General features: G+C 65.4%; 15 protein-coding genes. 3 read left to right on the top strand and 12 right to left on the bottom strand.

Features of this window, described 5'->3' with window-relative positions:
- The 9 genes from BLW05_RS25995 to BLW05_RS25960 form a co-directional block, all read right to left on the bottom strand.
- Positions 1 to 338 (bottom strand): aldehyde dehydrogenase family protein (locus BLW05_RS25995; RefSeq protein WP_143044926.1); only part of this gene is annotated, 338 nt, incomplete at its 3' end.
- Between the two features lie 23 nt (positions 339 to 361).
- A complete protein-coding gene (locus BLW05_RS25990) occupies positions 362 to 1117 on the bottom strand; it encodes a fumarylacetoacetate hydrolase family protein (RefSeq protein ID WP_093166461.1) in 756 nt (251 codons plus the stop codon).
- Positions 1114 to 1797, bottom strand: a complete 684-nt coding sequence (locus BLW05_RS25985) for a fumarylacetoacetate hydrolase family protein (protein ID WP_093166460.1) — start codon at positions 1795 to 1797, stop codon at positions 1114 to 1116. Before BLW05_RS25985 ends, BLW05_RS25990 begins: the two co-directional genes overlap by 4 nt.
- Positions 1794 to 3464 carry an FAD-dependent oxidoreductase gene (locus tag BLW05_RS25980; protein WP_093166459.1) on the bottom strand — a complete coding sequence of 557 codons (1671 nt, stop codon included), beginning with the start codon at positions 3462 to 3464 and terminating at the stop codon, positions 1794 to 1796. Before BLW05_RS25980 ends, BLW05_RS25985 begins: the two co-directional genes overlap by 4 nt.
- A gap of 126 nt (positions 3465 to 3590) precedes the next feature.
- Positions 3591 to 3764, bottom strand: coding sequence for a hypothetical protein (locus tag BLW05_RS36085; protein ID WP_177142821.1), 174 nt, complete (start codon positions 3762 to 3764; stop codon positions 3591 to 3593).
- Between the two features lie 14 nt (positions 3765 to 3778).
- Positions 3779 to 4357 (bottom strand): 3-phenylpropionate/cinnamic acid dioxygenase subunit beta, encoded by a 579-nt coding sequence (locus BLW05_RS25975; RefSeq protein WP_093166458.1) that lies wholly within the window; start codon positions 4355 to 4357, stop codon positions 3779 to 3781.
- 17 nt (positions 4358 to 4374) lie between these two features.
- The gene (locus tag BLW05_RS25970; RefSeq protein ID WP_093166457.1) at positions 4375 to 5178 is read right to left on the bottom strand and encodes an SDR family NAD(P)-dependent oxidoreductase; all 804 of its coding nucleotides are present in this window, start codon (positions 5176 to 5178) and stop codon (positions 4375 to 4377) included.
- The gene (locus BLW05_RS25965; protein ID WP_093166456.1) at positions 5175 to 6542 is read right to left on the bottom strand and encodes an aromatic ring-hydroxylating oxygenase subunit alpha; all 1368 of its coding nucleotides are present in this window, start codon (positions 6540 to 6542) and stop codon (positions 5175 to 5177) included. The genes BLW05_RS25970 and BLW05_RS25965 overlap by 4 nt, the downstream gene beginning before the upstream one ends.
- A gap of 42 nt (positions 6543 to 6584) precedes the next feature.
- Entirely contained in the window at positions 6585 to 7580 is a 996-nt protein-coding gene (locus tag BLW05_RS25960) for a 2Fe-2S iron-sulfur cluster-binding protein (RefSeq protein ID WP_093166455.1), read from the bottom strand.
- Positions 7581 to 7708: 128 nt separating this feature from the next.
- Between BLW05_RS25960 and BLW05_RS25955 the strand changes: the two genes are divergently transcribed.
- From BLW05_RS25955 to BLW05_RS25945, 3 genes are all read left to right on the top strand, one after another.
- Positions 7709 to 8482 (top strand): IclR family transcriptional regulator, encoded by a 774-nt coding sequence (locus BLW05_RS25955; protein ID WP_093166454.1) that lies wholly within the window; start codon positions 7709 to 7711, stop codon positions 8480 to 8482.
- A gap of 156 nt (positions 8483 to 8638) precedes the next feature.
- Positions 8639 to 9640, top strand: coding sequence for a Bug family tripartite tricarboxylate transporter substrate binding protein (locus tag BLW05_RS25950; RefSeq protein WP_093166453.1), 1002 nt, complete (start codon positions 8639 to 8641; stop codon positions 9638 to 9640).
- Between the two features lie 18 nt (positions 9641 to 9658).
- The gene (locus BLW05_RS25945) at positions 9659 to 10636 is read left to right on the top strand and encodes a Bug family tripartite tricarboxylate transporter substrate binding protein (protein WP_093166452.1); all 978 of its coding nucleotides are present in this window, start codon (positions 9659 to 9661) and stop codon (positions 10634 to 10636) included.
- 114 nt (positions 10637 to 10750) lie between these two features.
- Here the strand turns inward: BLW05_RS25945 and BLW05_RS25940 are convergent, their stop codons facing one another.
- The 3 genes from BLW05_RS25940 to ald all read right to left on the bottom strand — a co-directional run bounded on the left by BLW05_RS25940 (position 10751) and on the right by ald (position 14715).
- The gene (locus BLW05_RS25940) at positions 10751 to 11161 is read right to left on the bottom strand and encodes a DUF302 domain-containing protein (RefSeq protein WP_093166451.1); all 411 of its coding nucleotides are present in this window, start codon (positions 11159 to 11161) and stop codon (positions 10751 to 10753) included.
- A gap of 29 nt (positions 11162 to 11190) precedes the next feature.
- Positions 11191 to 13218: an arsenical pump-driving ATPase gene (gene arsA / locus BLW05_RS25935; RefSeq protein WP_093166450.1), complete on the bottom strand. Its 2028-nt coding sequence runs from the start codon at positions 13216 to 13218 to the stop codon at positions 11191 to 11193.
- Positions 13219 to 13587: 369 nt separating this feature from the next.
- Positions 13588 to 14715, bottom strand: coding sequence for an alanine dehydrogenase (gene ald, locus BLW05_RS25930; protein WP_093166449.1), 1128 nt, complete (start codon positions 14713 to 14715; stop codon positions 13588 to 13590).
- Positions 14716 to 14718 lie beyond the last annotated feature (3 nt).

The following is a 14718-nucleotide window of genomic DNA, read 5'->3' as shown; positions in this document are numbered from 1 at the left end:
ATCTCGGCGAAGTAGTAGAAGTTGTCCGCCGCACGCGGCACGAGCTGCTTGCCGGTCTGCGCGATCACCTGGCCGCAGTCGTTGGTCTCGGTCTGGGCGATCTCGGGCACGTTCCTGGCGATCAGGTCGCCCAGCTTGCGGATCAGCTTCGCGCGCTCGGGCGCGGGCATGCCGGCCCACTTCGGAAACGCTTCCTTCGCAGCGGCGACGGCCGCATTGACTTCGGCTTCGCCGCCCGAGGCGACTTCGGCCAGCACTTCCTGCGTGGCCGGGTTGACGGTTTCGAAATAGGCTGTGCCTTCGACCGCCTTGCCATTGATCAGGTGATGAACTCGCATCTCGATTCTTTCTTTCTGAAACTTCAGCGACCGAAGACCTCGTCGCTTGCAATGGTGTTGACCAGACGGCCGATGCCGTCGATCTCGCAGACCACCTCGTCGCCCGGTTGCACATCGAGCACGCCTTCCGGCGTGCCGGTGAGGATGACGTCACCGGCGTCGAGCGTCATGAAGGCGCTCAGGTATTCGATGAGGTAGGGGATCTCGAAGACGAAGTCGCGCGTGTTGCCCTCTTGCGTGACCTTGCCGTTGACCAGGGTGCGAAGCGGCAGGTGCACGGTGTCGCCGATGTCCGCCGCGTCGACGAACCACGGGCCGAGCACGGTGCCGCCGTCGCGGTTCTTCACGCGCAGGTTGGGGCGGTACCAGTTCTCGAGGTAGTCGCGGATCGCGTAGTCGTTGGCGACGGTGTAGCCGGCCACGTGCGACATCGCATCCTTGCGAGAGACCTTGCGCGCCGTCTTGCCGATCACGACCGCCAGCTCGCACTCGTAGTGCATGAACTTCACGTCGGATGGGCGACGCGTCTGCCCGCGATGACCGATGACCGAGCCCGGGCCCTTGAGAAAGACCAGCGGCTCTTCCTGTGCGCCGAACGAAAGCTCCTTCGCATGGTCCGCGTAGTTGAGCCCCAGCGCGATGATCGTCCCGACCTCGAACGGCGCGAGCCACACCACGGCATCCTGATCGACGACGCGGCCATCGGCCAGACGCAGCGCGTCGCCATGCGGCACGGCCTCGTGGATCGCGCCGGCATACGCCACTCTTGCGCGCTTCATGCTTCCTCCTTTACGAGCACGTTTTCCAGGCGACCGACGCCTTCGATCTCGACGACAACCGATTGGCCGGCCTTTGCATGGGGTGCACCAGCGGGAACGCCAAGCAGCAGGATGTCGCCGGGAGCGAGCGTCATGAACTCGGTCACGTCGGCCAGCAGACGTGCAGCGTTGCGTACCATGCCGGCCGTTGAGCCGGACTGGGCGAGCGTCCCGTCAACATAGACCCGGATCGGGAGGTGGTCCGGATCGGCGATGCGAGCTGCCGGCACGACCGAAGAGCCGATGACGCATGAGCCGTCGAGCGCCTTGAATCGCACGGAAGGCCGGTAGAAGCTGTCATGCGGAACGCTGAAATCGATGACCGCGGTGTAGCCGGCCAGATACGAGAGCGCATCCGCTTCGGACACCCGGCAGGCGGTTCGTCCGATGACGAGACCCAGCGTGGCGCCAACCTGGAGCTCACAGGCGGATTGCGGAACGGCGATGCGGTCCCCGTCGGCGGCCAGCGTATTGCGCGGCTTGACGTAGAGCACCGGCGCCTTGGGTGCGGCCTTGTAGGGCGGCGCGTTCACTGCGTCGCCGAGCGAAGCCACACTGGCGGCGCTGTTGAGCAGCGTGCCGTAGACCGTGCCGCTCAGGCGATAGGGCGGCACGTCGAATCGAAGGGCTGGTTTGATCATGCGTTGGTGTCGGGCGTGTCGGTGAAGCAGCCTCGCAGGCGGTCGACCAGCGCGAGGGCGTCTTCCGGCGTGCGGTCGCCGCGCCATGCCACATGCTGGTCCGGCCGGGAAAGCACGAGCGCATGGCGATAGGCGTCGGGCACCTCGTCGCCCTGCACATCGAGCACTGCCAGGGGCAGGCCCCGGCGAGCGGCGGCTTCTTGAAGAGGACGGACGTCCGCCGTCGGGTCGAAGCGCATCAGCGTGTATTCCGGCCCCATGGCGTCGTAGAGCGAGCGACCGTCAGCCAGCCAGAAAAATGGCGTGCGGCATCCCGGCACGGTGGATGGGGTGAACTGGTCCATCGCGTAGGAGGGCGCAGCCTCGCCGTCGTAGGCGATCAGCGGCGAGGCGTCGTAGTAATAGCCGAAGTTCAGTCCGGCGCAGCAGTACTGCTTGACGTTGAGGTCGTACAGCGCCTTCCCGGCGGCCCGGCGAGCCTCCTCGCCGGCGGGGCCCGCATCCTCAATGCCGGCGGGCACGCCTTCGCGTTCCTTCTGGAGTGCGATGGCGTGGTTCATCGCGAACCTGGAGACCTGCTCGGTGATCGGCTGGCGCTCGGCCTCGTAGGCGGTCAGAACGCCTTCCTCGGCCCATCCGTTGAGGCGCGCAGCCAGTTGCCACGACAGGTTCATCGCGTCGGCGATGCCGGCGTTCATGCCGTAGCCCGCCATCGGCACCCAGAGGTGCGATGCATCGCCGCAGATGAAGACGCGGCGATCGCGGAACTTGTCGGCGACGAGCCGGCGGCCGATCCAGTCTTCCTTGGAGATGATCTCGTACTTGAAGTCGTCGCCCACGCCGAGGATGGTGCGGATCGCCCAGTCGCGATCGACCGACTCGAACTCCAGCTCGTCCGAGCGAAGGTAGTTGTGCAGCAGGAAGGTCTCGCGGCCGTCGATGGCATAGACGTTGCCGCTGCGGCGCGGATTGAGCGAGAAGGTGGCCCACGCCGGTGTGTTCTTCGTGCGCGACAGCAGATCGGGCGCACGGAAGTAGGTCGACTGCACGCGGCCGACGACATCGATGCCGGAGAGCTTGGCGCCGATCGCCTTGCGCACCGACGAGCGGCCGCCGTCGCAACCGATCATGTACTGGCTGAAGATCCGGACTTCTTCCCCGGAATCGAGGTCGACGCCCTTGGCGCTGACCCCGTGCTCATCCTGCGTGAACTCGTCGATGCGCGTGCGGCAGAGGATCGTCACGCCCTTGGTGGTTTCGGCGTGTGCGAACAGCACGGGTTCCAGATAGATCTGGTTGATCCGGTGAGGCGGTTCCGCGGTCGGCCACCAGCCGTCCGGGCCGCTCTTGTCGGTGTAGCGGCTGGCGCGCGCAGGGATGTGGATGCGCGAGAGCTCCTCGCCGGTGAATGTCGTGCGGTACGACACGTCGTTGGCATGGTCGGCCGGCAGTCCCGATTCGCGCATGGCCTTCGCGACGCCCAGCCGGCGGAAGATCTCCATGGTGCGCGACGAGACGTGGTTGCACTTGACGCTCGGCGGCTCGCCACGGTGGCGTGTTTCGGCCACGACGACGGAGACGCCCCGCTGCGCCAGGTCGGTGGCCAGCGTGAGGCCGACCGGCCCGCCTCCGACGATCAGTACTTGCGTCTCGATGTTCTTGGTCATGCTCTGTTCCAGATGGGAAGATGGGGTCAGGGTGGAATTGCCGTGATTAAAGTCAAAGCCACGGCGAAAGAAAAATCAATCTTTCACCGTTGATTCATCAGAATCACTTATCTACCCAGCGCCCACCTACTGTTCCACCAGCTCCACCATTTCCTCGCAGTGCACAAGCTCTTCCTCGCCGCTCCCGGGAAGGCGAAGTTGCAGCCAGATGCCGTCCCCGATGTTGTCGACCACCTCGGCCACCGTGCCGTTCTTCAGGCGGATGCTCTGCCCGACCTGGACCTTCATGAGATTGAGCATGTCGCGGTCCTCTCTCAGAAGAAGATACTGAGGTTCTTCGCCAGAAGCACGTTCTGGTGGATGCGGACCTCGCGCTGGCAGAGCTTCCAGCCCTCGGCGGTCCGGCGCATGCGGTCCTTGCGGTCGCCGACGAAGAAGTACTGCTCGTACTCGCAGCGGTTCTGGTAGGTGAGGAAGCGGCTGGAGACGTCCACTTCGAGTTCGCCCTCGTCGTTGGTGCGCATGGCGGTGAGCTGGACATTGCTCACGAGCCGACTCACGCGCGACAGCGGCTCCTCGGCCCAATGCACGCCGGTCAGGATCTGCTCGGCGCGCTTGGTCAGGGTCCACTTGCCCTCGTTGAACCAGCTCATCTGCTTGTCGCGCGTGGTGAGTTCGCGGCTCGCGTGTTCGCCGAACTTGACGTTGTATTCCATCGGCATGAAGTACTCGAGGTCGTCGGCCAGCGTGTCCAGCCATTCCTTGAACTGCCGGTCGTCGAGCATGTTCGCCTCGTCGTAGAGGAACTCCTCGATTTCGCGCTTGACTTCGTAGTACTTGGCATCGCGCGGAAGGCGGGCCTGCCGGGCCGCGGGTTCTGCGAGTTCAGACATGTTTTCTCCTGTGAGGCTCAATGCTTGGGGGAAAGAGAGGGAATGGGGCCGCCCTGATGGGCGAAGCAACCGACGTCGATGACGGTCCCCGAGATGGCGGCGGCGTCATCCGACAGCAGGAACGCGACGGCATTGGCCAGATCGCGCCCGGTGGCGGGCCGGCCGGCCACGGTGCCCGATACGGGTTTGCTCCTGAACGCATCGAGGTCGCCGCCCATGCGGCCGACGCTCATGCCCGAGACGATGCCGCCACCGCCGGGGATCGCGACGTTGACGCGCACGTGGTCGTGGAAGTGGTCGTACGCCATCGCGGTGCTGAGCGCGACGATCGCGCCCTTGCTGGCGCTGTAGATCGCCATGTTCGGCTTGCCGTAGCCGGCGCCGGAGCCGATGTTGACGATCGAGCCGCCACCGGCCTCGATCATGTGCGGCAGGACCGCGCGCGACATGAGATACGTGCCCTTCAGGTTCACGTCGACGATGCGCTCGAAGGTCGGCTCGTCGGTGGTGAGGACCGTGCCGAGTGGGCCGACGGCTGCGTTGTTCACCAGCCCGTGGATCGTTCCGTACTTGCCGATGGTGTGTTCGACCACGCGCTGCACCTCGTCCGCGTCGGAGACGTCGGCTTCGAGCACGTCGGCCGTGCAGCCTGCCGCTTCCAGTTCCGCAAGAAGGCTGTCGAAGCCCTGCGCGGTGCTGGACACTTGTGGTTGGGCGAGCCCGAAGGCCACGACCCGATGCCCCCGCCGTGCCAGCTCGACGGTGATCGACTGGCCCAGGCCGAAGGTTCCTCCGGTGACGATGACGGCGCCCATGGTCATGCGGCGAAGCTCGCCGGCTCCTTGTCCTTGCGGCCGAGCAGCGTGTCCCAGTCGGCGCCGTTCATGTAGTCGCGCCAGCGGCGGTAGAACTGGCGCGGGTTCTCCTCGCTCACCTGCAGGCTCACGTTGCCGGCCACCGGCCCGGTGGTCTGCACCTTGCCGAGCGACTGCTGGTAGTTGTAGGGGTAGCGCTTCGCGATCACGCCGCGGCTGCCGGCGGTGGCGTAGTTCCAGTTCTCCATGTCGTCCTGCTCGGTCATGCCGGCGGGGCCCGAATAGCGCATGTAGTAGGTGCGCAGGAAATCCTTCACCTCCTGCGGTGCGTCCGCATCCACGAGGAAGAAGCGCCAGGCCTCGGTCGATTCCGGGCCATGCGGATGCCACACGCACAGGTTGCGCGGCTGGTTGCCGTGGAACGAGACGTTGGGATAGATGGTGCCGACGAAAGGCACGAGCCGATGCCGCTCGTCGCCCAGTCGTTCCTTGCGCTTGGCATGCGCCTCACGGAAGTACTCGGCCACGACCGGGTTGTTCTGGTAGGTGTCGAGGAACTCCCAGGTCTCCGGCATGATCGCGCTGTGCACGCCGTGGCCGGCCGGGAAGTTCACCCACACATGCTGCGCTTTCTCCAGCTCGTTGTCCCGACGGCCCTTGGCGCCGGCTTCGGCAGAGGGGCCGATGCCGATCATGTCGACCGAGCGGTGGCTCACGTTGTGATAGGTGTCGCCGAGGAAGTTCTCCGCCGCGAACTTCCAGTTGCACGGGATGATCCACTTGTGCACGCCGATGAGCACTTCCGATCCGCCTTCGCGGCCATCACGGCAATCGAGCGCGAGGTCGAGATGCATCTTCGCATCGCCGAGATAGGTCATGAGATCCGGCGCATCCTTGTCCCAGCTCGCCCAGACGGTGCCCTTGTAGATCTCCATCTTCGGCACTTCGATGAGCGACCAGTCGTCCTTGTCGAGGCAGCCTTCGTAGAGGTTCTTGAACTGCGGCACGCCGAAGAGCTTGCCCTCGGTTGTGTAGCTCCAGCTGTGGTACGGGCAGGTGAAGAGCTGGGTGTTGCCGTGGTCGTACTGGCACACCTTCATGCCGCGATGGCGGCACGAGTTGAGAAAGACGTGGACCTTCTTCTTCTTGTCGCGCGCGAGGATGACCGACTCGGCGCCCATGCGCGATGTGAAGAAGTCGCCGGGGTTCGGGATCTGGCTTTCGTGGCCGACGAAGAGCCAGGCGCGGGTGAAGACCTTTTCCAGCTCCTCTTCGAAGATGTCCTTGCTGGAGAAGATCTCTCGACTGATCTCGCCCTTGCGCAGGTTGATCATCGCGTTGTATCGGGATTCGGTGGTGATCGGAATCATGGGTTTCTCGGTGGGTAGGTTGAGCGAGGGCGGCGGGGAAATTCAGGCGAAGCGTTCGCAGAGCACGTCCTGCCGGGGCAGTCCGGCCGCTTCGGCAGCCTTGCGGCCGGCTTCGACCATGGGCGGTGGCCCGCACAGGTAGACGCGGGTCGATGGGTCGAGGCCGAGATCGGCGATCAGGTCGGTCGCATAGCCGTGGTGGCAATCGGCGTCGGCGTCCTGCTCGACAGCGAGCCTGACCTGCACGTTCGGCGACGTCTGGCGAAGGGCTTCGAGTTCATCGAGCGCGAAGAGATGGCCGCGCGTGCGGGCGCCGATCAGGAAGGTGGTCGGCTGCGCGCGCGCCTTCTCGCTCATGCTGCGCAGCATCGAGAGAAAGGGCGCCACGCCGGTGCCGCCGGCGACGAAGAGGCGAGGGCGCTCTTCGTCGCGCAGGAAGAAGGTGCCGTGCGGTACGCTGAGCTCGACCTTGTCTCCCGCCTTGGCGGAGGCCAGCCAGCTGGAGAACGCGCCATCCGGCACGAGGCGGATGAAGAACTCGAGGTGGTGGCTGCCGGGCATGTTCGCCATCGAGTACGAGCGCGCGATCTCCGTCCCCTCGGGCTGGATGCGCACGTACTGCCCGGGCTCGAACTGGACGCCTTCCGGGATCGAAACTTCGAGCAGTACCGTCTCGCTGGCAACTTGCCGAACTGCGACGACCTCGCCGGGAATCGGCGGCGCTTCCCCGGCGAGTGCCTCCGATGACTCGTACGGAAATTCCACCACGCAGGCGCCGGTGACACGGCATACGCAGGGCAGCACGGCGCCCGAATCCCGATCGTCGTCTGGAAGGACGGAGGCGTCGTAGTCCTCCATCTCGACCGCGCCCGACAGCAGTTGCGCGGTGCAGGTGCCGCATTGGCCGTTGGAGCAGTCGGTCAGGAGATTCAGGCCGGCTTCGCTCGCTGCCTCGACGATCTTCTTGCCGCAAGGCACTTCCAGGCGGTGGGCGACACCGTCGGAAAACAGCAGCGTCACGGGGACGATTGAACTCATCGTGGTCTCCAAGTGTGTCCGTTATGCGGACTGTGCATCCATTGTATGGACTCAATTAGATTTGGGTCAACCTGTCCGTGTAGCGGACAATCGAGGCCCAACCCTTAACAAGCTTTGGAGGAGTTCCCTTGGCAACCGCAGAGAAAAGTGAAAACGTGCGCGCCGTCGGTCGCGCGCTGGAGATCCTTCTGGCGTTCACGCCGCAGGATTTCGAACTGACGCCCGCCGAGCTGCTCAAGCGCGTGGATCTCTCGCGCCCGACGCTTTACCGCCTGCTCTACACACTGGAGGAAAACGGCTTCCTGGTGTCGGTCGGCGAACCGCAGCGGTTCCGCCTCGGGCCTTCCGTGGCGCGGCTGGCGCATGTGTGGACATCGAGCCTCGAGCTCGCCGCGCTGGCCGAACCGGTGCTGCGCCGCATCTGGCAGACCACGAACGAGACGGTGGCGATGTTCTTGCCGCAACGTGAGCTGCGCCTGTGCGTGGCCGAGCTACCCAGCCCGCAGCCGCTGAACTTCAAGCGGGGCGTGGGCTACACCGAGCGCATCGTCCGGGGCGCGACCGGGCGCGCGATCCTCGCGTACATGGGGGCCAGCGAAGACGAGCTGCGTGCCTTCGCGCAGGGCACCAACGTCAACGTCAAGGAGTTGCAGAACGAGCTCGCGCAGACGCGCAAGCGCGGCTATGCGAGCAGCCACAGCGAACTCATCCCCGGCGCCGTGTCGGTGGCCGTGCCTTTCTTCGACCGGCATGCGGCGGTGGCGGGGTCTCTCGGCGTTTTCGGCCCGGAAGTCCGATTGGACGGCACACGCCTGAAGCACATCGCCAAGCTGCTCCTGGAGGAGTCGAAGAATCTTTCGGCGATGCTGGGCTACGGGAGCGCGGACGCGCCTGCGAAGTAGCCCCGGTCGGCTGTCTGCGGATTGTCCGCTGCACGGACTCGATGTTCAAAAAGTTGACGCAGATCAAAAGCTGTCCATAAAATGGACTGACGATCCGAGGTGTGGACTCGGATCGGAGCCACGTCGACCCCACCGACCGATACGGAGACATCGCCCATGCACACGCCCTCGGCACGCTCGCGCAGGTTCGTCCTGCGCGCACTCAGCGCCGCCTTCGCCGCAACCCTCATCTCGTTCGCGCCCCCGCACGCTTTTGCGCAGGACTACCCGGACAAGCCCGTCAAGATCGTCGTCGGCTTCGCGCCCGGCGGCACCAACGACATCCTCGCGCGCCTGCTCGCCGCCAAGCTGCAGGACAAGCTGAAGCAGACCTTCATCGTGGAGAACAAGGCCGGCGCGAACTCCGCGATCGGCAACGACTTCGTTGCCAAGTCGGCACCCGACGGCTACACGCTGCTCGTGTCGTCCAGCGGCGGACTGACCACCAATCCGATCCTGATGAAGAGCCTGCCGTACGACCCGGTGAAGGACTACGAGCCCATCGCGCTGCTCGGCTCCTTTCCGCTGGTCGTGACGGTTTCGTCCTCGCTGCCGGTGAAGAACTTTGCCGACCTCGTGGCGTTCTCGAAGAAGCAGAAGGACGGCAAGCTGGACAACGGCACGCCGACCACTTCGTTCGTCCTCGTGGCGGAGACCATCTCATCGACTGCGGGCGTGAAGTTCAACCACATCCTCTATCGCGGCTCGGGCCCGGTCGTCGCCGGCGTGCTCGGCGGCGAGATCCAGACGGGCGTGCTCGACAGCCCCGCGGTGATCCAGCAGGTCAAGGGCGGCAAGCTCAAGGCGCTGGCGGTCACCACCGCCAAGCGCTCCGCCGCTTTGCCCGACGTGCCCACCATCGCGGAACTCGGCTACCCGGGCTACGACGCGCCGATCTGGACCGCGCTGATGGCGCCCAAGGGCACGCCGGCGCCGGTGCTCGGCAAGCTGCGCGCAGCGGTTGGCGACATCCTCAAGGACAAGGACATGATCGAGAAGATGCACGCGCTCGGCATGGATCCGGGCGATGCCGATGCGGCTGCGTTGGCGAGGCGCATCGCCGGCGACATTGCCCGTTGGGGGCAGGTCGCGAAGGCCGCGAACATCCAGCCCGAATAGGTCCCCGGAGACACTGCCATGACCAGATGGAACGCTGCCGCAGTGGCAATGGGACTGCTGTTGGGAACCGCCCTGGCATCGAACGCGGGTGCCGAGGAGTGGGCTCCGACCAGGCCCATCAAGATCGTGGTGCCGATCGTCGGCAGCACCAACGACGCGTTGGCGCGCCTCATCGCGCCGAAGCTGCAGGAGGCCCTCGGCCAGCCCGTGGTGGTCGAGAACAAGCCGGGCGCAGGCGGCAACATCGGTGCTGACTATGTCGCCAAGGCGCCGCCCGACGGGCATACGCTGCTGGTCGGCTACAACGGACCGCTGGCGATCAACAAGTCGTTGTTCGACAACATGCCTTTCGACCCGCAGAAGGATCTGGCGCCGATCACGCTTGCGGTGAAGTCGCCGCAGTACCTGGTTGCAGGTCCGGCGGCGGACTTCGGTACCGCGAAGGAGTTCATCGCCAAGGCCAAGGCGAATCCGGCGAAGTACTCGTATGCCTCGGTCTCGATGGGCAGTGCTTCCCACCTGACCATGGAGATGTTCAAGGCCGCCGCGGACATCAAGGTCACGCACGTACCGTACAAGGGCGCGACGCCGGCACTCACCGATCTGCTCGGAGGCAACGTGCATGTCGCGTTCATGGTGCCGGGGAACGTCCAGCAGTTCGTGTCCCAGGGGCGATTGAAGCTTCTGGCCACCACCGGCGACAAGCGCTTCCCGAGCGCGCCCAACGTTCCAACGCTCGTCGAACTCGGCTATCCGACGATGGAAGCGACCGGATGGGTCGGGCTGCTCGCTCCGGCCGCTACGCCGAAGCCGGTCATCGAGCGCTACAACCGCGAGCTGGTGAAGATCCTGAAATCGCCGGACATCACGGCGCGGCTGCGCGACATGGAGTTCGAAGTGGTGGCGAGCACGCCTGAGCAGTTCGGCGACTGGATCGCTTCCGAGTCCCGCAAATGGGGCGCCGCGGTCAAGGCCACCGGCGCCAAGGCCGAGTAGACCTCGAGCCGGAGATCACAGCCGCGCCAGCACCCGCGATGCTCGGGCTTCGACCCAGTACATTCGACACCCGAAGCGCGCTCAATCGCTCGGAACATCGACCCGCATAGTGCGTCACGCCGCATTCGTCCCACTGCCGCCGAGGCTCAGGCAGACTCGGCGCAGCCGTTTCTCGGCTTCGTCGGCGACAGCCTTGACCGCGGGATCGCCGACCAAGTTGACCATGACCTGCGGATCGAGGAAGCCGACCACCACCCGACCGCCCGCCTCCTCGCGCACGATCACATTGCACGGCAGGAGCAGGCCGACGTCGGGCACAGCCTGAAGGGCCTGGTGCGCCAACGGTGGGTTGCACGCGCCCAGGATGCGGTAGGGCGCCATATCCTTCCCGAGTTTTTCTTTCATGGCATGTTGCACATCGATGTCGCTCAGTACGCCGAATCCTTCGGCCTTCAGCGCAGCAATCGTCCTTGAGAGCGCTTCGTCGAACGATGTGTCGATCAGCGTGGTGGTGAATCCGTACATGGTTGCCCTCCATCGGCAAGGGTGGGGATCTAGGTGCGCGCGACCGGCGCACGCTCTCTCTTGGCTGTCAGTTTGGACAGCTCGGCAAATCCGATCGGCGGCCGGGCCTGCCAGGCCAGCGTGAAGATCCGTCTGGCTAACCCGCCGGATAGGCGCTCCATCTGCTTGCGTTCGCCGGTGAGCCGCGCCGCAAGCAGCGGGTCGTGCGTTCCCGCCGCCAGAACGCTCTTGTTGAGGACCCACGCATAGGGTTCGATGCTGGCGCGGCGCAGGTCATCTTGCAGGGCCGCAGCTTGCGAGACCGGCGTCACCTCGGGCAGCGTCACCAGGATGATCCTCGTGTACGCGGCATCTTGCAGCCTCATCAGGGGCGTGACGACACGTGCGCTGCCATGTCCTTCGAACTCACGCGTCATCTGCCGGTGATAAGCGCCTGTGGCATCCATCAGCAGCAGGGAGTGTCCGGTCGGCGCGGTGTCCAGCACCACGAAGGCGGTTCGCGCTTCGCTGACGATGCGTGAGAAGGCGTGGAAGACGGCCACCTCTTCGGTGCACGGCGACCGGAGGTCCTCGAGCAACAGGGCTTGCTGCTGCGCATCGAGACCGGGCGACCTGGTTGCCATGATCTTGTCGACATAGCGCTGGGTTTCGGCCTTTGGGTCGATGCGGTCCACACGCAAGCCCGCCACCTCGCCTTCCAGCGTTGCCGAAAGATGAGCCGCTGGATCGGTCGTGCTCAGGTGAACGGACTTGCCGCGTTGGATCAGGCCAAGGGCCAACGCGGCGGCCACGGTGGTCTTGCCGACGCCGCCCTTGCCCATCACCATGATCAGCCCGCGGTCGGCCGCGGCGAGTTCGTCCGCCAGGGCGTCCAAGCCGTGCAATGGGGCCTTGTCTTCGGGTGTCGCGGTCTCGCCAGACGGGTTCGGGGCGACTCCTTCGCCGAGAAGCGCGCGCAAGGCAGGCAGACCCACCATGTCGAACGCTCGCAACGACACGCTGTCCTGGGGCAACGCCTGCAACGACGCGGGCATTTCCGCGAGCGCCTGCCGGCCCAAGGCTTCGATAGCGCACGCCACCGCATCCGTGGAGTCGCTGGCGCGAAACACGCCGTTGATGGCCAGGCGCTGGTTGTTCAGGCCCAGCGCACGCAACTCCTCCGACGTGCGCGCCGCTTCGGCGATTGCGCCCTTGTCCGGTCGGGTCACCAGAACGACCGTGGTGCGCGCCGGATTGCTCAAGGCCTCGAGCGCGGTCTTGAAGCGCGTCTCCTGCATCTTCAATCCCGAATGCGGACCCAGGCACGAGGCGCCACGATCGTTGCCATCCAGAAATCCGCTCCATGCCTTGGGCAGACTGAGCAAGCGCAGCGTGTGCCCCGTGGGGGCGGTGTCAAAGACGATGTGATCGAAGCCTTCGGCGCCGTCGGACAACAGCGAGGCAAACTCGTCGAAGGACGCGATCTCGGTCGTGCAGGCCCCCGACAGCTGTTCGCGCACGATCGAGAGTTCGGCTTCGCTGGCAGCGCCAGCGGCCATCCGCGCCAAGACCCGCTGTCGATAGGACTCGGCCGCGTTGTCAGGGTCGATGTTCAGAACGAATAGGCCCCGCGCGCCAGGTACGGCCGTGGGTGTGTTGTGCAATTCGATGCCCAGCATCTCATCCAGATTCGATGCCGCATCGGTGCTGACGAGAAGAACCGATTTGCCCGAATCCGACAGCGCCAGTGCGACCGCAGTGGACAGCGACGTTTTTCCGACGCCACCTTTGCCGGTGAAGAACAGATGCCGGGTGACGTGCTTCAGAAATCCCATGGCCCTGGGACGAGGCTTCAACCAGCCTTGCACGATGTCGTGTGAGGGAAGGCCGCCACTGTGGACGATCTCCCCGTCGATCATGACGGCGGGGGTGGTGTGAACGCCAAGCCGCCTGATCTCCTCGGGACTCTCGACCTTGACGATCTCGACTGGGACGCCAGCGGTGTCGGCAGCCCGTTCGATCAATCCGATCGTGCTACGGCACTTGCTGCACCCTGAACCCAGGACTTTGATTTCCATCTTTTTGGTGCTCGTGTATGTGTTTCTTCAAGTCGACGAGACCGCGCTTCGAATGTCCACGGCATCCACAACTTGCCTCGCGTGCCGGTGCCCTGGCGAACTTGCGAAAGCCGCGAAGTCGAGTAGTCAGGATAGGTGGGCGGACTCCGGTGTCCTTTGATACACGTCAATTTGCGGTGGTCGCGATACTCAGCACCGCTCCACCAAAGCAGGGAGACGTCCTTGCCGCCCGACCCGGAGAACGACGGCTTCCTTCTGCATGCAGCCGCGGAAGACTCGGGCCGGCTATGCGACTGGCATCCCTGGCCTTTGCGGTGATGTACTTACGCTCGGCCGGCTGGGTTCGGAGCGGGGAGTTAAGTTGACAAATCAGAGCCCGTCCGATTGACGGAAGGCGTTCGGCGGCCGCCAGGGCAGGCCGAGGGCGGCGGCCACCGGAGCGCAAGCTACATTGCCCTCGCTGATGTTCAGCCCACTGCGCAGGTGCGAATCGCGCGCAAGCGCATTTCGCCAGCCCAGGTCCGCGAGCGCACACACGAACGGGAGCGTCGCCTGAGTGAGCGCCAGCGTGGATGTGCGCGCTACTGCGCCCGGCATGTTGGTGACGCAGTAGTGCAGAACGCCGCTCTCGCGGTAAACAGGATCCGTGTGCGTCGTCGGGCGCGATGTCTCGAAGCATCCTCCCTGGTCGATCGCGATATCCACCACCACGGCGCCGGTGCGCATGCGCGAGACCGTGGAACGGTCCACCAGCCGGGGCGCGGCGCCCCCCGGCTCCAGCACTGCCCCGATCACGAGGTCGGCCGCGAGCACCGACTCCTCGATGCTCTCGCGATGCGCGATGCGGGTCGTGATCCGGTTGCCGTGCGACTGGTCCAACTCGCGCAAACGCTGAACGCCCCGGTTGAGCACCGTCACGCGGGCCCCGAGGCCGATCGCCATCTGTGAGGCATTGCGGCCCGCGGTGCCGGCCCCGAGCACGACGACGTGCCCGGGCTCGACGCCGGGCACGCCTCCGAGCAGGACGCCGCGCCCACCGCGTGGCGATTCGAGGTACGCCGCCCCGGCCTGCACTGCCATCCGGCCTGCGATCTCGCTCATTGGTGCGAGCAGCGGCAGGGTTCCGCCAGGCCCGGTCACCGTCTCGTAGGCAATGGCGACCGCCCCGGAGGCCAGCAGTGCTTCGGCCTGCGGCCGGTCAGGTGCAAGGTGCAAGTAGGCGAATAAGATCTGGTTGGGCCGCAGCCAGCCCCGCTCATGGGGCTGCAACTCCTTCACCTTGACGATCAGTTCGGCTCCGGCGAACACGTCGGCGGCTGACGGGACGATGCACGCTCCGGCCGCGGCGTAGGCTGCATCCGGCATGCCGATGCCCTCGCCCAAGCCTTGCTCGACGAGCACCGCATGGCCGCGCCTCACCAGTTCGCGCACGCCGGCAGGCGTCATGCCGGCACGGCGCTCCTGGTCCTTGCTCTCCTTTGGCACTCCGACGTGCATGGC

It is taken from the genome of Variovorax sp. YR216, assembly GCF_900107745.1.
Lineage (GTDB): Bacteria > Pseudomonadota > Gammaproteobacteria > Burkholderiales > Burkholderiaceae_C > Variovorax.
The sequence above is the reverse complement of the archived record's forward strand: the minus strand, read 5'-3'. Positions and strand labels throughout refer to the sequence as shown.